The sequence below is a fragment of the Anaeromassilibacillus sp. SJQ-5 genome (genome assembly GCF_054108045.1).
In genome coordinates, this window is the sequence record NZ_JBPJWQ010000001.1 from 1002513 (window position 1) to 1024625 (window position 22113).

The following is a 22113-nucleotide window of genomic DNA, read 5'->3' on the forward strand; positions in this document are numbered from 1 at the left end:
CTTACTTGATTGGAGTGGTGAATTGTGATAGTCGAGAAGTATTTTGAAGATCCCCAGCGCCTGCACATAGGCACCATGCCGCCGCGCGCCTACTATGTACCCTGTGCCAGCGGAGAAGAAGCGTGCGCGGACGACGCCCGCGCCGCTTCCAGCCGTTTTCAGCTGCTGAACGGAGACTGGGATTTCCGCTATTACGCCAGCATTCACGACGTGAAAGAGCCTTTCTGGGAGTCGGACGCGCCTTGGCGTACCAGCCGGCTCATTCCGGTGCCTTCGGTCTGGCAGACGCAGGGCTACGATAGGCCGCAGTATACCAACACCCGCTATCCGTTTCCCTGCGATCCGCCGTATGTTCCCCACGACAATCCCTGCGGCATTTACCGCCGCGCCTTTGAACTGCCGGAGACGCCGGCGGACTACCGGCATTATCTGAATTTCGAAGGGGTGGACTCCTGCTTCTACGTCTGGATGAACGGTCGTTTTATCGGCTATTCCCAGGTGTCCCACGCCACGAGCGAATTCGATGTCACCGATGCGCTGCGGCCCGGACATAATGAGTTGACCGTCCTCGTCCTCAAATGGTGCGACGGCAGTTATCTGGAGGATCAGGACAAATTCCGGATGTCCGGCATTTTCCGGGATGTCTACCTGCTTCGCCGCCCCGCTGCCCATATCCGGGATTTCACCATTACCACGCCGCTGTCCGATGGGTATACCCGCGGCGATGTGCAGGTTTCCCTGGAGTTTTTGGGGGGTCCTCTGCCGGTGACGTATACCCTTAGTGCGCCGGACGGCTCGCTGGTGGGGCAGGGGCAGTGCACTGGGACGGCGCTCCACATTCCTGTGGAGCATCCCCGCCTTTGGAACGCGGAGCAGCCGCAGCTGTATACGCTTTTGTTGGAAACAGGAGAGGAAGCCCTGGCAGTTCGCGTGGGTCTGCGGGAGATTGTCGCTCGGGAAGGGGTTATCTACTTAAACGGGCAACGCGTGAAGTTCCGCGGAGTCAATCGCCACGATAGCAGCCCGTTTGACGGCCCCGCCGTTTCGAAGGAGCATATGGTGCGGGATTTGGCCTTGATGAAGCAGCACAATATCAACGCCATCCGCACCTCGCATTATCCGAACGCCCCCATTTTTGTCGAGTTGTGCGATCGGTACGGCTTCTATGTGATTGACGAGGCGGATCAGGAATGCCATGGCACCATCAACCAATATGGCGAGGATGCCTGCTTCCCGCAAATGCCCCACGACGAGCGATTCCGGGAGGCCTTTGTGGATAGGGCCAGACTGCTGTATACCCGCGATAAAAACCACCCTTCCGTCGTGGTATGGTCGATGGGCAACGAGTCGGGTTACGGTCCCAACACCGAAGCAGAGCTGGCCTATATCAAGAGCGTGGACAGCACCCGCTTGACCCATTACGAATCGCAGCATTATATTCTGGAAGGCTATCCGGCGGATTTTTCCAACCTGGATATTGACAGCAACATGTATCCGACCATTGAGTCCATTCAGGAAAGGTTTCGGGAATGGAATGCAAAGGATAAAGGGGATCGGAAGCCCTATGTGCTCTGCGAGTTCAGCCACGCCATGGGCAACGGCCCGGGCGATTTAGAGGACTACATGGAGCTTATCCAGGCGCACGACGGGTTCGTAGGCGCGTTTGTGTGGGAATGGTGCGATCATGCCCTCTATATGGGGAGGGACGCCAACGGTCGGGAACAATATTATTACGGCGGCGATTTTGGTGAATTCCCCCACGACGGCAATTTCTGCATGGACGGCCTGGTCTATCCCGATCGCCGGGTGCATACCGGCCTGCTGGAGTATAAAAACGTGCTGCGGCCCGCCCGGATCCGGAAAACAGAGGAGGGCGGCTATGCCCTGGAAAATCGCTTGGACTTCACCAATCTGAAAGATCTGCTGTCACTGGAATGGGAAGTGACCCGGGAGGGCGTCCGGGTAAGCGGCGGCCGGGTGGACAGCGCCGCGCTGGATGTACCGCCGCATGAGGAACGGCCGCTTCCGGTGTCCATTCCTGTTCCGGCGGATGGCCGCTGCTATGTGACCTTTACCCTGGTGCAGGAAGGGGACCGCCCCTTTACGCCGGCCGGGCATGTGCTCGGGTTCGAGCAAATTGAGCTGCGCCCCTTCGTGCCGGCCGTGTTCGCCCCCGCTCCCGGGACAATCCGCGTGGAGGAAACCGACGAGGAGGCGACCCTTACCGGCGTGGGTTTCCGCTATGTCTACAATAAGCTGACCGGCTTGTTCGATTCCCTGGTGGTGGAAAACTGTTCCCTGCTGGAAAAGCCGATGACCTATAACCTGTGGCGGGCCCCTACCGATAACGATCGGAATGTCCGGCATCATTGGCAGGCATGCGGCTACGACCGCACGGTGTCTCGCGCCTATGAAACGCAGGTAGGATGGGACGGGGATAGCGTTGTTATCCATTCCGTGCTGAGCATTTCCGCCGTCTATCTGCAGCGAATTCTGGATATCGAGGCCTTCTGGACGGTGGATGGGGCCGGCCGCGTTGCCTGCCGTTTCGAGGTGAAAAAGAACCCGCACACGCCTTTCCTTCCCCGGTTCGGCCTGCGGCTGTTCCTGCCGGCGAGAATGGAGCAGGTGACGTATCTGGGGCGCGGCCCGGTGGAAAGCTATCGGGACAAGCGCTGGGCCAGCACGGTGGGGCTGTATACCTCTCACGTCCGGGATATGCACGAGGACTATATCAAGCCGCAGGAAAACGGCAGTCACTGCTCCTGCTCTTTCATGCATGTGACGGGGCCGGACGGCGGCCTGCGGGCCGATTCCCTGGCGGAGCCGTTCGGGTTCAATGCGTCTGCCTACACCCAAGAGGCGCTGACCGCCGCGGCGCATAACTTCGAGCTTCAGGAAAGCGGCTATACCGTTCTTTGCCTGGATTACGCCCAGAGCGGTATAGGTTCCAACAGCTGCGGCCCCGTTTTAACGCCGCGCCACCAGCTGAACGACGACGCCTTTACCTTCCAGCTGCTGTTGACCCCGCTAATGAAATAAAACCACAAAAAAGCGCAGCCATCAGCAATGACGGCTGCGCTTTTTCGCGGAATCAATCGTTGTGTTCGAGGATTTCTTCCCGATCCCGGAAGAACAGGGAAATACACCAGATACCAGCCAGGGCGACAAGGGTGTAAATCACACGGCTGACGGCGGAACCCGCGCCGCCGAAGGCCCACGCCACTATGTCGAACTGGAATAAGCCGATGCTGCCCCAGTTGAGCGCTCCGATGACAACCAGGATCAAAGCCAGTCTGTCCAGCATGAAACGTCCATCCTTTCTTTATCAAGCATTCGCTCCATTTTCCAGGAGTTGTGAAAAATATTGCGGGCAGAGACAGGTCTCCGCATCGCTTAGTATGGCCGGACGGGAAAAAAATATGCGCGGGGAAATGCAAAATTTTTATGTCCGCCCGCCGGATTCCTTTCGAATCAATGAAGAACCGATGACAATTTTCTTGAGAGTTCCGCATAATTATGAAGAGGCGGTGAATTCGTAGCCAAAACACTTGAAAAAAGCGGCGCGTTTGGGTATTCTATTGGATGCAGGCCTTCGGTTCAATTAGCAGCGGAGGCTGCAGAGAAAGGACGGACGAAATTATGAAAAAAAGTACCATGGCCATTCTCTCGGTAGTGGTTGTTGTGGTTCTTCTGATTATTGGCGTCATTGGCTGGGGCGTTTCGGCCAACAACAAATTCGCCGTTTTGGACGAGAGTATCAGTGCGGCGGAAAGCACCATTCAAACACAACTGCAGCGCCGGGCGGATCTCATCCCCAATTTGGTGAATACAGTGGAGGGCTATGCGCAGCATGAAGAGGACATATATACCGCCCTGGCCGACGCACGCGCCAAACTGGCCGGCGCGACGGACACGGCCGCCAAACTGGAGGCCGACGGGGAACTGTCCGCGGCGCTCTCTCGGCTGATGGTCGTGGTGGAAAATTATCCGGATTTGAAAGCCAGCGAGAATTTCAAAGATTTGCAGACACAGCTGGAAGGAACCGAAAACCGTATTACGAGAGCCCGGCAGGAATACAACGAGGCCGTCAAAGAGTATAACGCCGCTATCCGGCGATTCCCGGGCTCGGTGGTGGCCTCCCTGTTCGGCTATGATAAGAAGGCGTATTTCCAGGCCTCGGAGGGCTCGCAGAGCAATCCGCAGGTGAATTTCGATTGATAAGCCTATGGGGCCTTTGATGAGAATGGATGGTTAGGATGAGGAGTGGCGGAGGCATGCGCCTGCTTGCGGCGGCGGGGCTGAGCCTGGTCTTATTTGCCGGCACCGCCCTGCCGGCTGCTGCTGCGGAAGCGTTTGAGCCCACCGATCGGTTTTTTGTCAATGATTTTGCCGATGTGCTGTCGGCCCAGGCAGAAGACGAGATGTATAATCTGGGCAAGCAGTTGTTTGCCCGCTCGGAAGCCCAGGTGGTGGCGGTGACCGTTCCCTCCATGGATGGGGAAGAGGTGCGCGATTTTGCCTATGAACTGGCCAACCGCTGGGGCATCGGCAAAGAAAAAGAGGATACCGGCGTGCTTCTCCTGCTGGCCATGGACGAGCGGCAGGTGACCATCGAAGTGGGAAAGGGGCTGGAAGGCGGCATCCCGGATATTAAGGCAGGCCGCATTCTGGATACGTATGCCACGCCCAAATTCAAAGAGGGCGATTATTCCGGCGGCATGCTGGACGCCTATCGTTCCTTGGTCAACGAGGTGATGATCGAACTTGGCCTGGAGCCGGACGCCAGCTATACGCCGATCGATGACGTGGTGCACGAAAACGACGACGGCGGCACTGTCTTTATTGTTATCCTGGTGGCTCTGGTTATCCTGTGCGGTTTCTTTTTCGGCCGTCCGGGCCGCAGGGGCGGTCCGCCTGTCATCTTTTGGCACTCGGGCCGCGGCGGCCATGGCGGCGGTTTTGGAGGCGGCTTCGGCGGCGGAGGCGGAGGCGGCGGATTTAGTGGGGGTGGCGGCAGCTTCGGCGGCGGAGGCGCTTCCCGCGGCTTCTGATTCGACCAAACAAAATATAAAAACTGCAGCCCCGACACATCGTGTGTCGGGGCTGCAGCTTGTATATCAGCTATCGATTTCCGGCCCCCAGCCGGCAGTTTCCAAAAGCGTGGGCAGCGTATTTTCCAACGCGGTTCGTAGCGGTTCCAGTGCGTCCGGCGGCTGATTGCCGGCGATGGAGATGACCATATCGTCCCGGACAATCACAGCGGGGAAAATAAAATTGCCGAAGGCGGCCGGCCGGGAAATGTTGACCGGCACCCCTTTTGCCTTGCATTCGTCAGAAATGGCAATGTTTACACTTTCATCGTTGGTGGCGGCCACACAAAGATAGGCGTTGGTGCAGTCCCCGCGGTAATAGCGGCGGGGAATATGGCGGACGGCTTCACTTGCTGCATCCAACTCCCGCATTTTTTCACTGAGTATCGGGCAGATAACCGTCACCCTCGCCCCGAAGGCCAGCAACGTCTTCACGCAGGAAGCGGCATAGTCTCCGCCCCCGAAAACCACACAGTTATTGCCGTTCAGGTCGATATAAAGGGGGAAGCCCAATGCCATGTTCCTCACCACGCCTTTCCAGTCCTGTAAGTATTCTGGGTTAAGTATACCGAATTTTTTCGCATTTGACAAGCTTTGCTCGAAAAAGTACGAAAATTCTTGAAATATTTTTACAAAGACAGAGGAGTGATACGGGACAGCTGTATGGTATTGGTATCCAGCAGGGCCGTATATCCGCTGCCGTTTGGCGTGGCGTAGGCATAGAAATCCGTCCCGGGAGCGACGTCCAGCTGTTGAAAAAGTGTCATAATGCAACCGCCGTGGGTGATAACGGCCGCCCGCTTGAAATGGCAGCGCTGCGCGTCGTCAGCGATTTGCCGCAGCGCGCCCATCAGCCTTTGCGCGATTTCCTTTCCGCCCTCTCCGCCGGGAGGCGGCGTCATCCCACGGGAGTCGATCCAGCGTCGGAAGGACGGCTCATCCTTAAGCTGCTCGTAGGTTTTCCCTTCGAATATGCCCAAATCGACTTCCACCAAAGACGGGATGGTCACCGGTACCAGCATGGGATAGAGAATTCTGGCCGTCTCCTGACAGCGGGCTAAGGGGCTGACATACAGGGCGTCGGCCGGCGGGTATTTTTTGGCGGCCTGCCATTCCTGCAGCTGGGCCCGGCCGGCTTCGGACAAGGGCTGATCGTCGCTCTGCCCGATATAGCGGCGCTGTTCATTCCCGGCTGTCTGACCGTGACGGATGAATACGAGTTCCAATTGCATATAATCAAGACCTTTCTATCACAATGCGCGGAGAAACAAAGAACAAAGTGCCAGGACAAGCAGCAGGCCGCCTTGGGACAGCTCCACAAAGAAGCCCAGCAAATCCCCGGTAATCCCTCCGAACTCCCGGCGGACCATGGAAGCGTACCACCAGAAGAGGAGCCCCGCCGCGGCGGCCAGCACGGCCGCCGCGATACAGCCGCCGGCACCGGCGGACAGCCAGCCGACAATGAATAACCCGGCAACGGAAACCGCCGTTTCCGCGATGCCTAGACCGGCCACGCCGCGGGCCGCCCGGTTGGCAAAGAGCACGCCTAGCGTGCTGGTGGACGTATAAGGGAGGCGGCTGCCCGCCATGACCGTCAGACTGCGGGATACAGTGAAAAGACAGCAGGCCAGAGGCAGAAGCTTTGGGACGGACGCCAGCTGGCACCAAGCGCCCAGCTCCAGCAGAAGCAGGCCGCCGCAGCAAAGCACCGCGAAGGGACCGCAGTGAGGATCTTTCATGATTTCCAGACGCTTTTGCCGGTCGCGGCGGGAAAAAATGCCGTCGGCGGCGTCTAGGAAACCGTCCATATGAAAACCGCCGGACAAAACGATGGGGAGGAGGACAGCCACCGCGCCGAACAGCACCGGCTGCATGCCGGTAACAGCACCCAGCACCGACCACCCGTAAAGCAGCCCGCCCGCCAGCAGCCCCACTGCCGGCAGACAACCCAGCGACCAGCGCATATTGTCCTCCCGCCATTCGATTTGCGGCATGGGAATGGCCGAGTACATGGATATGGCAATGATCAGCGATTGCAGCACCACACGCGCTCCCCCTAAATTTCGTCGATTCCAACCACCTGTTCGTAAGCGGCCAAAGCGTAATCCAACAGCGCCGCACCCAAAACGCCGCCGGTTCCTTCTCCAAGACAAAGGCCGGCGGTAATCAGCGGCTTCTTATCGAGGGCTTCCAGCAGGAGGCTTCCTACCCGTTCCGCCGAACAGTGGGAGGGGAGAAGATACTCCTGGACAGCCGGTGCCAGCCTCACCGCCGCCAGGGCGGCGGTACAGGAAATGACGCCGTCCAGCATGGCAGCGAGGCCGCAGGCCGCGGCCCCTATATAAAGGCCGCACAGCGCGGCGATGTCCAGTCCGCCGACCTTGGCTAAAACATCCAGCGGGTCGGCGGGACAGGGGCGGTTGACGTCCAATGCCTTTCGAATGACCGCCGCCTTATGCGCCACCCGTTCAGGAGCGCCCGCCCCTCTGGCGGTTATCTCTTCGGGCGGCTTTTGCAGCAGAACGGCGGCGACGGCGCTGGAGGAGGTGGTGTTGCCGATCCCCATTTCGCCGGGAATGAGCAGCTGTGCGCCGCTTGCGGCCGCTTCTTCCGCCAGGGTTATGCCGACTTCCACAGCCCGGCGGCAGTCCGCCGCCGACATAGCGGGGCCCGCCGCCATATTATCGGTGCCGCGCCGGACAGTTCTCCGCTCCACACCTTCATGTGTGTACGGTGTAGCGATCCCCACATCCACCACACGAACCGGCGCGCCCAGCCGACGGGCGAAAGCGTTGATGGTGCCGCCGCCCCGGGCAAAATTGACCGCCTGGGCGGCGGTGACAGTGGGGGCGGAAGGGGAAATCCCTTCAGCGGTTACGCCGTTGTCCGCGCACACGACCACCACAAGCTTGTGGTCCAGCCGGGGGAAGGCGGTCCGCTGTATGCCCGCCAGGCGAATGACCGCGTCTTCCAATAGACCCAGACTGCCCGGCAGCTTGGCGCGGGTATCCAGTCTCCGGCGGGCGGCGTCGCGGGCCTTGGTGTCGGGAAGACGGATTTGTGCTGCCGCCTGTTCCATTGTCATACTGGTCACCTCCACCTTCCGTTGAATAATCGGGCCGCCGCCCATGTCTTTTTATTCTACCACAAGATGGAACGCGGCTCAAGCTTACCGGGGAAATAACCGCTTGTCTTTTCTTTTTTCCCATGATATAGTATAATGGTTAAAATTCAACGCCAGATAAAGGGACGTGAGAGGCATGGCTGAAATCGGATCGTTTCGCACAGGGATCGGCGGATTCAACAAGGCCGATGTTTTGAATTATATCGATGAGCTCAACGCCCGGCACGGCGAGGAAGTGGAGGAAGCGCGCCGGGAGCTGGAAGAAGCGCGCACGCAGTTAAGCGCTGAACAGCAGAAGCTGGAGGAAAGCGACCTGGCGCTTAAGCAAAACGCGGAACAGCTGTCGGAAGTCCTGCAGACCTGCAAGCAGCAGGAGGAGCGGCTCGCTGAAACAGAGCAGCTGCGGCAGGCGGCTGCGGCGGGCGACGCCCTTCGCCGGGAAAATCAGGAACTGCGGGATCAGCTAGGTGGAATGCGTTTGTTGGTGGACTCTGCCGCCGAGGTACAGGGCCGGGCCGACGAGGCGCGGATTGCATTGGAAAAAGAACGGGCGGAACGCGCGGCTGAGAGCGATGCGTTCCAGGAGAAGCTGCGGGAACTGGAGGCGCGTCTCGAAACAGAAAAAGAGCTGCGGGTGGGCGGCGACGAGAAATCCGATAGCCTGCGCGCTGAGAACGAGCGGCTGCGGGAAGCATTGACGGCGCAGAAGAACGAGATGGCGGAAAAGGAAGCGAAAATCGAGAGACTGCTGGCGGCCAACCGCAGTTATGAAGGCTTGATGGGCGATCTCGGGGCGTTTCTGGTGGAAATCCGGTCTATGGGGCAGCGCTATCTCGAAAGCACCTATGCCCGGGCCGGCGGCTGCCTGGACACCATCGAGGATACGCTGGAGGGAATCGATAGACAGCTGGCCGCCTCCCGTGAAGAGCTTGGAAAAGCCCGTCAGGAGCTGGAAGAGAAAAGCGCCGCCTCTGAACTGCGGCTGGAAGAGTGGGCCCGGCATTTGGAACGCTCCGCGGCGGCGGTGACGGAATGCGCGGAAATTTCCGAGGACAATCCCGTGGACGAGGAGCCGGGCGATTCGGCGCCGCTGACCGAACCGGCATTTTTTCGATGAGCCGCTTCCCGCTGTCACGGCGGCGGTAAAAAGCGGCGAATCGGAGCGGCCGCCGATCCGGCGGCCCTATCGGACGCCTCTGCCTCCGACCAGGCGAAAGAGGCGGCTGTCAGAAATCTTGGAAAATTGGTTCGGCTGATTCGCGTGAACCGGAAAGTGGGAATCCTTATGACCGAGCGGCATATCCATACAAGCAAGCTGCCCGCCGTCTGTCCATCCTTACGGGCGGGGGACAGGGTCTATCTCTCCGGAACGGTATACACCTCCCGAGACGCGGCGCATAAGCGTATTTTTGCATTGCTCGATGAGGGCAAGCCATTGCCTTATTCGCTTAAAGACAGCGTGATTTATTACTCGGGAGCCACACCGGCGCCTGAGGGGCTGCCCATCGGCGCCTGCGGACCCACCACATCGGGGCGGATGGATCCCTATGCGCCTCGTTTATACGATAGCGGCGTGACCGCCACCATCGGAAAAGGGGGGCGCGCTCCCGCGGTTGTGGAGGCGATCGCCCGTAATCAGGCGGTGTATCTGTGTGCCGTGGGCGGGGCGGGCGCTCTGGCCGCCAAAAGTGTGACGGCCTGCGAGGTAATCGCCTTTGAGGATTTGGGCTGCGAGGCGGTGAAACGGCTGGAAATTCGTGAGTTTCCCCTTATAGTAGCCATCGATTGCTGTGGCGGCAATCTGTTTGACGCCGGATATACAGGCTGATTTTTCTCCGGCATGCATAGCAGGAGGGGTCTTGGCCATATATAAATATAAAAACAAAACAAGGAGTGCAACCCATGGCAGAATTGAAGTATGAAATTGTAAAAGAGTTCGGCGTCTTGTCCCAGTCTCCCTCCGGATGGACAAAGGAGCTGAATTTGATATCCTGGAATGACCGTGCACCGAAATACGATATCCGCGAATGGGCGCCTGAACATGCCAAAATGGGCAAAGGGGTGACGATTTCTGCGGACGAAGTGATCCTTCTGCGGGATTTGCTTAACGAAATTGACCTGTAATACCGCCGTGCTTCACGGGGAAAGGTATGGCCCTCATTATGGATTTTATCGAGATACTCAAGGCGATCGTACAGGGCATCGTACAGGGCATTACCGAATGGCTGCCCATCAGCAGCACCGGCCATATTCTGCTGCTGGATGCGATTTGGCCCATGAATGTCAGTCCCGATTTTTTCAATGTGTTTAAAGTGGTAATTCAGCTTGGCTCCATCATGGCGGTCGTGGTGTTGTATTTTCATAAGCTGAATCCGTTTTCTCCCAAAAAGAGCCAGAAGGAAAAGGGGGACACCTTTCGTCTGTGGGGAAAGGTGCTGATAGCCAGTATTCCGGCGGGTGTTGTCGGTATGGCGCTCAACGATTTAATCGATTCCAAGCTATCGTATCCCTTGGTCATCGCCGCCGCCCTCATTTTATATGGGGTGGCCTTTATCTGGATGGAATCCCGGAAAAAGCAGCCCAAAATCGGCAGCTTTCAGGAGATGTCTTATAAATCGGCGTTTGGCATCGGTGTTTTTCAAATGCTGGCCCTGATTCCAGGCACCTCACGTTCGGGTTCGACCATCCTGGGCGCTACGCTGCTGGGTACCTCCAGGACAGTGGCGGCGGAGTTCTCGTTTTTTATGGCCATTCCGGTCATGCTGGGAGCCAGTGGCGTCAAATTTCTCAAAGCTCTTGTCATTGACAAGGTGTCGTTCAGCGGCCAAGAGTGGGCTGCCTTGATCATTGCGACCGTGGTATCTTTCCTTGTCTCGCTGGTGGTCATCCGTTTTCTGATGAATTTCATCAAGAAGCATGATTTTAAGCCGTTTGGCTGGTATCGGATTGCCTTGGGGGCTTTGGTGATTTTGCTGGTTTTGTTAAATGTTATTCCTAACGTGGTGCACGCTTGATTCTTCAAAAAGAGGATGTGTCAATACAATGAATACGTATGCGATCACATTGCTGCGCGGCGACGGCATCGGCCCGGAAATCGTGGCCGAGGCGGTGAAGGTGCTGGACGCGGCGGGACAGCGGTTCGGTTTTCGCTGTGCCTATACCGACGCGCTGCTAGGCGGCTGCGCAATCGACGCAACCGGCAACCCTTTGCCCGGTGAAACGGTAGAGGCCTGCTTGGCGTCCGACGCGGTTCTTCTGGGCGCTGTCGGCGGCTACAAATGGGACATCCTGCCCGGTGGACAGCGTCCGGAGGCGGGCTTGTTAGGAATTCGTGCGGCTCTGGGGCTGTTTGCGAATCTCCGCCCCGCAAAAATCTACGGCCCTTTGAAAAGCGCATGCCCTTTGCGGGAAGATATTATCGGGGACAGCATGGATGTCATGGTGGTTAGAGAACTGACCGGCGGCATCTATTTTGGCGAGCGTGGCCGGAAAACGGTGAATGGCGCGCAAGCGGCGTATGACACCGAAATGTATACCGTGCCGGAAATCGAACGGATTGCCCGCGTGGCATTTGATTCAGCCCGTAAACGGAATAAAAAGGTACATAGTATTGATAAAGCCAACGTCTTGGAATCCTCGCGTCTGTGGCGGGAAACGGTGATCCGAATCGCGAAGGACTATCCGGATGTGGAACTGAACCATATGTATGTGGACAACGCCGCCATGCAGCTGGTTCGCAACCCCAAGCAGTTTGACGTCATTCTTACCTCCAACATTTTTGGAGATATTCTTTCGGATGAAGCGTCGCAGATCGCCGGCTCCATCGGTATGCTGGCCTCCGCCTCCATGGGTGAGGGGACCCGCGGTTTGTATGAGCCGATTCATGGCTCGGCTCCGGATATTGCGGGAAAGAATTTGGCGAACCCGCTGGCCACCATTTTGTCCGCGGCCATGATGCTGCGGTATTCGCTGAACGAACCGGTAGCGGCTGACGCCATTGAGCAGGCTGTGGAAAGCGTTCTGAACGATGGCTGCAGAACCGCAGATATCTTTACAGACGGCTGCAAGCGCTTGGGAACAGTAGAAATGGGCGACGCCGTGGTATCTGCCCTGGCATAAGATAAAAGCCGGCTCCTGCGGAGGCAGCGCAGGAGCCGGAAGATTTTTTGCCAGAACGGTTGACAAACAGAGTTAGCTATTCTATAATTAACGGCGATATCTATATGTGCCCAAGTGATTGTCTGACAAAACTAAATAAGCGTCCACCTCCGGGAAACCGGGGTTGACATATACGGAGAAGTATCGAAGTGGTCATAACGGCCTCGACTCGAAATCGAGTAAGCCCTTAACCGGGCCCGTGGGTTCGAATCCCACCTTCTCCGCCAAGAAAAGCACAACATTGTAGAGTTGAACTCTCGTGTTGTGCTTTTGTTTTGTATGATAAAGTTATAGAAATGCTATTTATATAACATGTAAACTATAAAATATCGCAAAGCAGGAAATGTATTTTCCTGCTTTTATGTTATTATATGTGTGTAGCTACAAGGAATATTTGAGAAAGGAGGCATGTGATGAGAAATCTTGATATTATTCAAAACAGCATTGATTATATAGAAGAAAATCTTAAAACAGAAATTGCAGCACAGGAACTTGCCGATAAAGCAAACTTTTCATTGTTTTATTATTATCGACTTTTTCAAACAGCTGTGGGTATGCCTATCATGCAGTATATTGTACGCAGGAAACTACTACATGCAATCTATGAAATCAGTCATGGAAACAAAATGATAGATATCGCTTTGTCTTACGGTTTCGATACATATGCTGGATTTTATAAAGCATTTAAGCGTGAGTTTGGTTGTACGCCCAAGCAATTTCTCAAAAATTATAAGTTTAATAAACCTTATAAAATTAATCTTTTCAAGGAGGAACATATTATGGTTACACATAAAAAAGTAAGCGAAATTCTGAAAAACTGGAATTTAGAAAACGAAATTATCACAGATATTTTTTATGAAAGTGGAGAAAAAAACGATCACGCATTTTATGTTGGTGATCATTATGTCATTAAAATTTTCGCCAATTTAGGCACGCTAAAAAAATATGTTGATATTTCAAAATCATTAGAAAACTTTGGATTATCTGCCGCTGCTCCTATCAAAACCGTTGCTGGCGAAGAAATCGTTGAGGATGGTCAGTTGTATTTTAGTCTGACCAAGCGCTTGCAGGGTGAACGTATAAAAGCTCTTAATATGTACGAAGGCAACTATAAAGATAAAGCGAGATTTGTAGGTGAAATCATTGGACAGCTCAGCCTCGCGCTTGCAAAAGTGGATGTAGTAGTCAACGATGTTAATATTTATGATAACGTCAAAAATTGGGCTTTACCAAAAGCAAAAGATATGCTCAATATCCCGGAACGCTTTTGGAAGGATACGATGGAATCATTTGGAACATTATATAGCACCCTGCCAAAACAAATCATTCATCGTGATCCCAACCCAAGCAATATTATTATGGCAGAAGACACATGGGGATTTATCGACTTTGATTTATCAGAACGGAATATACGAATTTTCGATCCCTGCTACGCTACGACTGCGATTTTAAGTGAGAGCTTTGATGAAAATAATCAGGAGAATCTTTCAAAATGGATTGAGATTTATAAAAACATTATCTACGGTTATGATAGTGTGGCAAAACTTAGTGATAACGAAACAAAAGCGATTCCCTATGTCATTTTATCCAATCAATTGATTTGTTGTGCATGGCTTTCTGAGCAGGAGAAATATAAAAATATTTTCCAAGTGAACAAGAAGATGACCAAATGGGTTTGCGAAAATTTTGATAAGTTGATGATTGAATAATTATTGATAACACCATTGCGATCCGAACCTATATGTTTCGATTACTTCTGTTCGGTTGTCTTGTATTACAAGGGGTCGAATCCCTCATCTAAAATCGCAAAAATATCTTTTCCGTAGTCTCTTGACACGTCGCCGCAAGCTACATATCGCTTGCGGCGACTTTTTTACAAAAGTCACCGGCGCGCTCATTCCGCTACGTCTCCTTTTACGAAAAAGGTCACGCTGCACCTTTGCTGTTCGCTTGTAAACGCGCTCGCAACGTTCCAGCTTGCTACCAATCTTTTTCGGGGACGCGAGGGTAATTTCAAACGATTTCCGATCATTTTATTTTACGTCTCTAACGCGGATATAAAAAATGAAATCGTCCAAAACACTGTTGAATCCCCGCTTGTTTATGATATAATTACCTTATATTACATGAATTTTCCTTTTTCATCCAGAAGGACAAGGGCTTGTGGTCAAAGGAGTGAAAGTAATGGCTGATATTAAACTTTTTAACATAGCTGGAACGGTAAAGGAGTATCAAAGTGGAACCGTTACACTTGAAAAAGAGCTTCAGACGGTTATTGAAAACAATATGATGACTTTCTTTGGCGTTACTTTCCTTGCGTCTGAGTATCGTACAACGGATGGGGGCAGAATGGATAGCATTGGGATTGATGAAAATCATTGTCCTGTCATTTTTGAGTATAAACGGTCAATGAAAGAAAACGTAATTAATCAGGGACTGTTTTATTTAAATTGGCTGCTCGATCATAAAGATAGCTTTAAAGTCCTTGTTATTGAAACGCTGGGACTAAAAGCGGCCGAAGTCATCGACTGGACTATGCCCCGTGTGATCTGTATAGCGGGAGATTTTACCAGGTATGATGAATCGGCGATTAAACAGATGAACCGTAACATTAGCCTGATCCGGTATAAAAAATTCGGTGAAGACCTATTGATGTTCGAGCAGATCAATGAAAATGTTGCCGCTGCAATTCCAGAAAATGAACCCATTGCATTGAAAGCGAAGTCATCGGATAAAACTTTTGATGAGCAGATGGAAAGTGCGGATAAAGCCATAAAAATCTTATATCAGGATTTATCGAATTACATACTAAGTCTGGGCGATGATATCAGCGAAACCCATTTGAAGCTCTATGCTGCTTTTAAGAAAATCAAAAATGTTGTGACTGTTGTGGCACAAAGGAAAAAACTCATTATCAATCTTCCCTTAGAGGTCAATTCGGTAACCTTTGAAGACGGCTATTCAAGAGATGTTACAAATATTGGGCATTGGGGATGTGGGCCGGTGGAATTGCATTTGCAAAACAATAGGGACTTAGAAAAGGCAAAACCACTGATTGAGCGAGCCTATAATGAAAACTAGTCAAGTAATCAGGAACTAGAAAATAAAAAGAGACCGACTAATTCATCGAATTAGTCGGTCTCTTTTGGCGGAGAGTTAGGGATTTGAACCCTAGGTGCGCTATTAACGCACACACGATTTCCAATCGTGCGCCTTCGACCACTCAGCCAACTCTCCATCGGTATCACCCGCCAACGCAAGGTCGTTCTCCGTTGACGCTAGACCATTATAATGAATGTCTTTCAAAAAATCAAGTCTTTTTTTCGTTTTTTAAAAAATTTTTGTAAGATACCGAAGGTTCCCGTGTATAATGGATGAGAAGGCTCCAGAATTGGGGAAACCCATGCGTGCAAGTATCCCTTATAAAGCGGCATAATAGTGATTTTGTCAAATGATCCCTATACAATATGCGACATTTTATTACCAATTATGCTTGGGTTTTCGTAGATTGACGTAGACAAAAGTATTCCAATCGCGTATAATAGACACAATATGCGGTGTTAGTATAAAAGAGGTGGGGACGGCATTGAAAAAAGTAATTATTATTGGCGCTGGTCCTGCGGGGCTGACTGCCGCCTATGAGCTTCTGCGGCAGTCGGGGGACTTTGAGGTCGTTATTCTGGAAGGCGGCGATGATGTCGGCGGTATATCGAGAACGATCCGCTGGCATGAAAATCGCATGGATATAGGCGGTCATCGGTTCTTTTCCAAGGACGATACGATCATGGATTGGTGGCGGCAAATAATGCCCATTCAAGGAGCGCCTTCTATCGATGATAAAGTCCTGGGCAGGAAAAAGTCATTGGCCGATGCCGGCCCTGACCCGGAGAAGGAAGACCGGGTCATGCTGATTCGGCAGCGGGTATCCCGCATTTATTATCAAAAGCATTTTTTCGATTATCCTATCAGCATGAAACCCCAGACATTTCGGAATATGGGGTTCCGGCAGACAGTCAAAGCTGGCTTCAGCTATCTGCATTCCTTGTTTCGCAAGTTGCCGGAAGATTCCCTGGAGAACTTTTACATAAACCGGTTTGGCCGGGTGCTGTACAGCATGTTTTTCGAAGGATACACGGAAAAGCTGTGGGGACGGCATCCGCGGGATATTTCCGCCGAATGGGGCGCGCAGCGGGTAAAGGGGCTGTCGATTTCCGCGGTCATCAAGGACATGTGTTCGAAAATCCTTCCGAAATCCAAAAATAGACAGGTGGAGACCTCGCTGATTGAGGAATTTATCTATCCCAAATTCGGCCCCGGACAATTGTGGGAAACCGTGGCGGCCGAGATTGAAGACAAGGGCGGCCGCCTGCTGAAGAACTGCCAGGTAACGTCTCTTACCAGGAAAGATAACCGTATTTCCGGCGTCGTCTATGAGCATGACGGAAAGCCGATGGAGATTGAAGGGGACTTCGTCATCTCGTCCATGCCCATCAAAGATTTGGTGGCAGGCTTGGGGGATGCCGTACCGGATACGATTCAGCGCGTTGCCTCTGGGCTGCCTTACCGCGATTTTGTTACGGTGGGACTTTTGGTTAACAAACTCAATTTGGAGAACAAGACCGCCATCCCCACCTTGGGAAACATTGTTCCCGATTGCTGGATATACGTTCAAGATATCGGCGTAAAGCTGGGGCGTATCCAAATCTTCAATAACTGGTCGCCCTATTTAGTCAAGGATCCGGAGCATACCGTATGGATTGGCTTGGAGTATTTCTGTGAAGAGGGCGACGATTTTTGGCGTATGCCGGAAGAGGACTGTGTAGCCTTCGCTATCAAAGAACTGATTTCCATGGGGATTCTGACCCAGGCCGAGGATGTGCTTGACTCCCACCGGGAGCGCATCCTCAAAGCCTATCCCGCTTATTTTGATACCTATGCACAGATCGATGAGCTTCGCGACTATCTGGACGGCATCGAAAACTTGTACTGCGTGGGCCGGAATGGACAGCATCGGTACAACAACATGGATCATTCCATGGCAACCTCCTTTGAAGCGGTGCGCTGTATCTTGACGGGCGATAGCTCGCGGCAGAACCTTTGGAATGTCAATACGGAGAAAGCCTATCATGAAGAGAAGTGAAACGGGTAAGCGTCTGCTGACTCTGCCCAATTTGTTGGCCTGTCTGATCATCTTGTTGGGCGTCTCGCTCATCGGCTATTTTATTCTGTTCCCGGCCTGGGGATATTTTCACTCCGACTGCACCGACACCATCCTTTGGGCGCAGGCTGGTTATGACGCCGGCGGTCTTTTTAATGCGGATTTTACATATGCCTGCTTGCTTCCGTTTGGCGGTCAATTGCTGATGCAGCCCTTTATCGGTCTATTTGGTGTGTCGACAACCACCCACGCCATCGGGATGCTGCTGTTTCTAGCGCTGTTTGTGACGGCGGCCGTGTGTTTTTGCCGCTCCATGAAGTGGTCCATGAGCTGGGCCGCGATAATGGTGACCGCGTTGTTGCTGCTGTTGTCCTCAAGTGAAAAGCTGCGGGAAATATTTTGGGGGCATATCATTTATTACAGTCTCGGTATCCTGTTTCTCCTGGTGGGACTGGCACTGGCGTTTTCCACCCTAAACGCTATGGAAGCGCCGGGGGGGCTGTTTACCCGGCAGGCGTTGATCCCGGCGGCTTTCAGCCTGCTATGGATGTTCCTCTGTTCGACAAATGGTTTGCAGGCGTTGACCATTTTTGCTTTCCCGTTGTTGGTGGGAATCTTGGGGGAGCGCTTTTTTGACACCAAATCCTCTTGGTGCTCGCGGCAGAACCGTTTCACAGCTGGTTATGCCGGGGCGCTGCTGTTGGCAGCCTGTGCCGGCTGCCTGGTAGGCGGTTTGCTGAAAAGCGGATTGACACAAGGGTATTTTGACGCGTATTCCACCTTCAGCGGGCCGGATAAATGGATGGATAATCTGCGGGGGTTTCTGCCGCATTGGCTGACGCTGTTGGGGGTTGATGTGGCCGGGGGAGAGCCGCTCGCCGATTTCGACGGTATTCGGAATCTGGTGCGCATTGGGTTTGCCATCCTTCTGCTGCTGGTTCCAGTGGCGATGACGCTGTGCTATCGGCGGTATACCCAGCGGTATATGAAAATTTTGCTGATCGCGCATTGGACGCTCACGGCGCTGATCATGATGGCGTATGTGTTCGGCAGTCTGTCGGCCGCCAACTGGAGGCTGAGCCCGATCGTCGCCTCCTCCATCTTACTCCTGGTGGCGTTCAGCCGCTGGTTGGTGATGGAGTCTGGCGCACCTCGGATTGGTTTTCTGACTTTGGCGCCGGCCTTCTTGGCCTGTCTCATCGTGCTGACCACCATTCTTTCCATGCCGCACGATTATAAAAAGGACGAGGGGCTGCAAGGCGTTTCCTCCTTTCTGGAGGCTAACGGCATGACCTATGGCTATGCTACCTTCTGGAACGCCCAGGCGATCACGGTTTTGAGCGATTCCAAAGTGAAGGTTCGAAATATCGATATAGATGAAACGGGGGAAATCGCCCCTAACCCCTATCAAAGTCAATCAACTTGGTTCAAGCCGCAGCCGGAACCTCAGACCTATTTTCTGCTGCTGACCGATTGGGAATACAGCCAATTGGCATCAGGGGACGGTGCGTTGGATAACCGTGTGGAGACACTGACCTACCCGGGATATCAAATTGTTGTTCTGGACAGTTGCCCCTTCGGTTGATTTTTCTGAAAGGAGAGACGGATGTGCTGCTGTATATTATCCGACATGGCGACCCAATTTACGCTCCCGACTCTCTGACCCCAAAAGGACATCTTCAGGCGGCGGCTCTTGCGAAGCGTCTGGCTGTTCATGGCCTGGATAAAATTTTCGCCTCTCCCTTGGTTCGGGCGCAGCAGACGGCGAAGCCCACCTGCGAGCTGCTGGGCTTGGATTGCCAAATTGAAGAATGGACCAGCGAAAACGCGGCTTGGCAAGACCTGTCGGTGACGAATGAGCAGGGAAGAAGGACGTGGGCTTTTCATGTACAGAATACGGTAATGATGCAGGACAATCCCATCCGTGAGGACTGGTACGATTCCCCCTGCTTTCGGGGGACGAATGCCCGGGAGGGATACGCCCGCATTGTCCGGGAATCCGATAGATTTCTGGAGAAACTGGGCTATCGCCGCGAAGGGCGTGTATATCGCATGGTGAATCCCAGTGAGGAGCGGGTAGCGGTTTTCTGTCACCAGGGGTTCGGAACCACCTGGCTGTCCCATCTGCTGCAGGTGCCGCCCATGCTGTTTTGGTCGGGCTTTGATATTACCCATTCCAGTATTACCATTCTGGAATTTCGGAATTATCCGAACGGGGTGACCGCTCCTCAGTGCCTGTGCCTTTCCGACACCTCCCATATTTATAAAGAGGGGCTGCCTCTGCAGCATAATAATCGAGTGAATTTGTAAATCAAATTTTTTATAAAAAACAACTTGCATTTTTGGACGAGATATGCTATAGTCTTAATGTTATTGCATTGGTTTTCCGAAAGAGGTGACAGGAATGAAAGAGGGTATCCATCCCAAGTATAACCAGACCACGATCACGTGTGCGTGCGGCGAGGTTATTGCGACGGGTTCCACTAAAGAGAATATCCGCGTGGAAATTTGCTCCAAATGCCATCCGTTTTTCACCGGCAAACAGAAGCTGGTGGACGCTGGCGGCCGTGTGGATCGGTTCAACCGGCGTTTCGGTTTGAAGAACGAGAAATAAGCAGCGGACACAAAACGGCGCCGGATTTAGGTGCGCACCTATTTAGAAGAAATGGCTCAGCGGAACCTGTTCCGCTGAGCCATTTCTTGCAAAGCGGCGAACCTCAGCTTGGATTCTCCGCTAATGACGCGCCGCTTTACCGGCGCCGTTTTTATCATGCGATGCGGACAAGGAGGGAGTGCTATGGACGCCGGTTATCAAACAGCTGCCAGAGAGGCGGAGGACGCCTTCGTGGAACGCCGTTCCCGCTTCATTGGCGCTATATGTCCCGTTCAGACGGAAGAAGACGCTCTGGCATTTGTAGCCAAAAGAAAAAAGGCGCATTGGGATGCCACGCATCATGTCTATGCCTATGTCTTGCGGCAAGGGGGCATCCGCCGGTATTCCGACGACGGAGAGCCGCAGGGAACCGCCGGCATGCCGGTTCTGGATGTGTTGCTTAAGGAAGAGTTATCCGACTGCGTCGTGGTTGTCACCCGATATTTCGGCGGTATTCTGCTGGGTGGCGGCGGGCTGGTGCGCGCCTATTCTCACGGTGCCTCGCTGGCGGTTGCCGCCGGCGGTTTGCAGGTTATGCGTCTTTGCGATATCGTGCGCCTCAGCTGTAGCTATGGCCAATATGGCTGGGTCGCGCCGCTCATCGCGGAACAGGGGGGCGTGCTGGACGATACGATTTTTACCGATACGGTGGAATTGGCCTTTCATCTGCCGTTGGAGCAAACCGAACCTTTGCAGGCGGCTCTGACGGAGAAAAGCGCGGGCGCGTTGTCGCTTGCTGTCGAAGAACGGCGATATTTTTCATTTGAGTCGAAAAAAATGGGACAAAACCGGTAAGAGATAAAAGAATTCTGCGGACAAGCAGGAATGAACGTCCGATTTGCCGTATAACATGTATAGAAGCGCCGTTATGACACACTGTCGTGCAAGGAGGTGCCCTATGCAGGCTCGGGAACGCTACGAACAAATCGAGGAACAGATATTGTCTCCCTATGCCGCCTTGGCGTCCCGTTCCAAGGGGCGGGACAGGGAGGAACTCCCCTGCAATTACCGTACCGCGTTTCAGAGGGATCGCGATCGGGTGCTGCATTGCAAATCGTTCCGACGGCTCAAGCACAAAACGCAGGTGTTTTTGTCTCCGGAAGGCGACCATTACCGGACGCGTTTGACGCATACGCTGGAGGTCTCTCAGATTGCCCGCACCATTGCCCGCGCCCTGCAGCTGAACGAGGATTTGACCGAGGCGATTTCTCTGGCCCATGATCTCGGCCATACGCCCTTCGGCCACGCGGGAGAGAGGGCGCTGAACGCTGTGATGGATGGCGGTTTCCGCCATTATGAGCAAAGCGTCCGCGTGGTGGAGCGTCTTGAAAATGACGGCCGGGGCCTGAATCTTACCTATGAGGTTCGCAACGGTATCGAACGGCATACCTCAGGCGAACCGGCCCAGACCCTGGAGGGGCGAATCGTTCGCCTGGCCGATCGGGTGGCCTATATCAATCACGATATTGACGACGCCATCCGGGCCGGCGTCCTGTCGGAGGAGGATGTTCCGCCCGCCATCCGGGAAGCGCTGGGGGACCGCCGCACCACCCGCATCGATACGCTGGTTACCGCCATCGTCGAGAACAGCGGAGACGATATCCGGATGGATCCCGAAACCGAGATTTACTTTCAGCAGCTGCACACCTTCATGTTTGAGGCGCTCTATCGCAATCCGGTAGCCAAAAGTGAAGAAAGTAAAGTGGATGGGCTTGTCAGTCGTATGTTTGACTACTATATCCATAATCCCGGGCAGCTTCCCGACGAGTTTGCCGCTATTCGGGAAGCGGAGGGGGCCCCAAGGGCCGTCTGCGACTATATTGCCGGCATGACCGACAATTATGCCCTGGAAATCTATCATACGTTGTTTATCCCGCGAAGCTGGTCGATTCAACTCAAATGAGCGATTGAAAATTTAACGGGGAGG

General features: G+C 53.6%; 21 protein-coding genes and 2 tRNA genes. 17 read left to right on the plus strand and 6 right to left on the minus strand.

Features of this window, described 5'->3' with window-relative positions; translation table 11 throughout:
• Positions 1-24: 24 nt before the first annotated feature.
• The gene (locus ACSAMM_RS04065; RefSeq protein ID WP_457789950.1) at positions 25-3042 is read left to right on the plus strand and encodes a glycoside hydrolase family 2 TIM barrel-domain containing protein; all 3018 of its coding nucleotides are present in this window, start codon (positions 25-27) and stop codon (positions 3040-3042) included.
• 52 nt (positions 3043-3094) lie between these two features.
• On the opposite strand, the gene ACSAMM_RS04070 is transcribed toward ACSAMM_RS04065, so the two are convergent.
• Positions 3095-3307: a DUF378 domain-containing protein gene (locus ACSAMM_RS04070; protein WP_178722529.1), complete on the minus strand. Its 213-nt coding sequence runs from the start codon at positions 3305-3307 to the stop codon at positions 3095-3097.
• 335 nt (positions 3308-3642) lie between these two features.
• On the opposite strand from ACSAMM_RS04070, the gene ACSAMM_RS04075 reads away from it, so the two are divergent.
• Positions 3643-4221, plus strand: a complete 579-nt coding sequence (locus ACSAMM_RS04075; protein ID WP_457789952.1) for a LemA family protein — start codon at positions 3643-3645, stop codon at positions 4219-4221.
• 38 nt (positions 4222-4259) lie between these two features.
• On the plus strand, positions 4260-5054 hold the full coding sequence (locus ACSAMM_RS04080; RefSeq protein ID WP_457789953.1) for a TPM domain-containing protein: 795 nt from the start codon (positions 4260-4262) through the stop codon (positions 5052-5054).
• Between the two features lie 66 nt (positions 5055-5120).
• On the opposite strand, the gene ACSAMM_RS04085 is transcribed toward ACSAMM_RS04080, so the two are convergent.
• The 4 genes from ACSAMM_RS04085 to cobT form a co-directional block, all read right to left on the minus strand.
• Complete coding sequence (locus ACSAMM_RS04085) at positions 5121-5612, minus strand: NAD(P)-dependent oxidoreductase (RefSeq protein ID WP_178722523.1); 492 nt, start codon at positions 5610-5612, stop codon at positions 5121-5123.
• A 110-nt stretch (positions 5613-5722) separates the two neighbouring features.
• Positions 5723-6325: a histidine phosphatase family protein gene (locus ACSAMM_RS04090; RefSeq protein WP_178722520.1), complete on the minus strand. Its 603-nt coding sequence runs from the start codon at positions 6323-6325 to the stop codon at positions 5723-5725.
• Positions 6326-6343: 18 nt separating this feature from the next.
• On the minus strand, positions 6344-7138 hold the full coding sequence (locus ACSAMM_RS04095) for an adenosylcobinamide-GDP ribazoletransferase (RefSeq protein ID WP_457789956.1): 795 nt from the start codon (positions 7136-7138) through the stop codon (positions 6344-6346).
• An 11-nt stretch (positions 7139-7149) separates the two neighbouring features.
• Positions 7150-8178, minus strand: coding sequence for a nicotinate-nucleotide--dimethylbenzimidazole phosphoribosyltransferase (gene cobT / locus ACSAMM_RS04100; protein ID WP_457789958.1), 1029 nt, complete (start codon positions 8176-8178; stop codon positions 7150-7152).
• Positions 8179-8353: 175 nt separating this feature from the next.
• On the opposite strand from cobT, the gene ACSAMM_RS04105 reads away from it, so the two are divergent.
• From ACSAMM_RS04105 to ACSAMM_RS04140, 8 genes are all read left to right on the plus strand, one after another.
• Complete coding sequence (locus ACSAMM_RS04105) at positions 8354-9334, plus strand: hypothetical protein (protein WP_457789960.1); 981 nt, start codon at positions 8354-8356, stop codon at positions 9332-9334.
• Between the two features lie 168 nt (positions 9335-9502).
• On the plus strand, positions 9503-10045 hold the full coding sequence (locus ACSAMM_RS04110) for a FumA C-terminus/TtdB family hydratase beta subunit (protein WP_457789962.1): 543 nt from the start codon (positions 9503-9505) through the stop codon (positions 10043-10045).
• A 74-nt stretch (positions 10046-10119) separates the two neighbouring features.
• Entirely contained in the window at positions 10120-10341 is a 222-nt protein-coding gene (locus ACSAMM_RS04115) for a PC4/YdbC family ssDNA-binding protein (protein WP_178722510.1), read from the plus strand.
• Positions 10342-10379: 38 nt separating this feature from the next.
• Positions 10380-11231, plus strand: coding sequence for an undecaprenyl-diphosphate phosphatase (locus ACSAMM_RS04120; protein ID WP_457789964.1), 852 nt, complete (start codon positions 10380-10382; stop codon positions 11229-11231).
• Positions 11232-11259: 28 nt separating this feature from the next.
• Positions 11260-12336: a 3-isopropylmalate dehydrogenase gene (gene leuB, locus ACSAMM_RS04125; protein WP_457789966.1), complete on the plus strand. Its 1077-nt coding sequence runs from the start codon at positions 11260-11262 to the stop codon at positions 12334-12336.
• 174 nt (positions 12337-12510) lie between these two features.
• Positions 12511-12602: transfer RNA gene (locus tag ACSAMM_RS04130), tRNA-Ser, on the plus strand.
• A 186-nt stretch (positions 12603-12788) separates the two neighbouring features.
• Complete coding sequence (locus ACSAMM_RS04135) at positions 12789-14084, plus strand: helix-turn-helix domain-containing protein (protein WP_457789968.1); 1296 nt, start codon at positions 12789-12791, stop codon at positions 14082-14084.
• A gap of 454 nt (positions 14085-14538) precedes the next feature.
• Positions 14539-15456: a DUF5655 domain-containing protein gene (locus tag ACSAMM_RS04140; RefSeq protein WP_457789970.1), complete on the plus strand. Its 918-nt coding sequence runs from the start codon at positions 14539-14541 to the stop codon at positions 15454-15456.
• A gap of 65 nt (positions 15457-15521) precedes the next feature.
• Here the strand turns inward: ACSAMM_RS04140 and ACSAMM_RS04145 are convergent.
• A tRNA-Ser gene (locus tag ACSAMM_RS04145) sits at positions 15522-15612 on the minus strand.
• A 349-nt stretch (positions 15613-15961) separates the two neighbouring features.
• Between ACSAMM_RS04145 and ACSAMM_RS04150 the strand changes: the two genes are divergently transcribed.
• The 6 genes from ACSAMM_RS04150 to ACSAMM_RS04175 all read left to right on the plus strand — a co-directional run bounded on the left by ACSAMM_RS04150 (position 15962) and on the right by ACSAMM_RS04175 (position 22089).
• Positions 15962-17515 carry an NAD(P)/FAD-dependent oxidoreductase gene (locus ACSAMM_RS04150; protein WP_457789972.1) on the plus strand — a complete coding sequence of 518 codons (1554 nt, stop codon included), beginning with the start codon at positions 15962-15964 and terminating at the stop codon, positions 17513-17515.
• Positions 17502-19118, plus strand: a complete 1617-nt coding sequence (locus ACSAMM_RS04155; protein ID WP_457789974.1) for a hypothetical protein — start codon at positions 17502-17504, stop codon at positions 19116-19118. The genes ACSAMM_RS04150 and ACSAMM_RS04155 overlap by 14 nt, the downstream gene beginning before the upstream one ends.
• Positions 19119-19141: 23 nt before the next feature.
• A complete protein-coding gene (locus ACSAMM_RS04160; protein WP_457789976.1) occupies positions 19142-19843 on the plus strand; it encodes a histidine phosphatase family protein in 702 nt (233 codons plus the stop codon).
• Between the two features lie 94 nt (positions 19844-19937).
• On the plus strand, positions 19938-20147 hold the full coding sequence (rpmE, locus tag ACSAMM_RS04165) for a 50S ribosomal protein L31 (RefSeq protein ID WP_457789978.1): 210 nt from the start codon (positions 19938-19940) through the stop codon (positions 20145-20147).
• A gap of 183 nt (positions 20148-20330) precedes the next feature.
• Entirely contained in the window at positions 20331-20981 is a 651-nt protein-coding gene (locus ACSAMM_RS04170; protein ID WP_457789979.1) for an IMPACT family protein, read from the plus strand.
• A gap of 103 nt (positions 20982-21084) precedes the next feature.
• Positions 21085-22089: a deoxyguanosinetriphosphate triphosphohydrolase gene (locus ACSAMM_RS04175; RefSeq protein ID WP_457789980.1), complete on the plus strand. Its 1005-nt coding sequence runs from the start codon at positions 21085-21087 to the stop codon at positions 22087-22089.
• Positions 22090-22113: the final 24 nt, after the last annotated feature.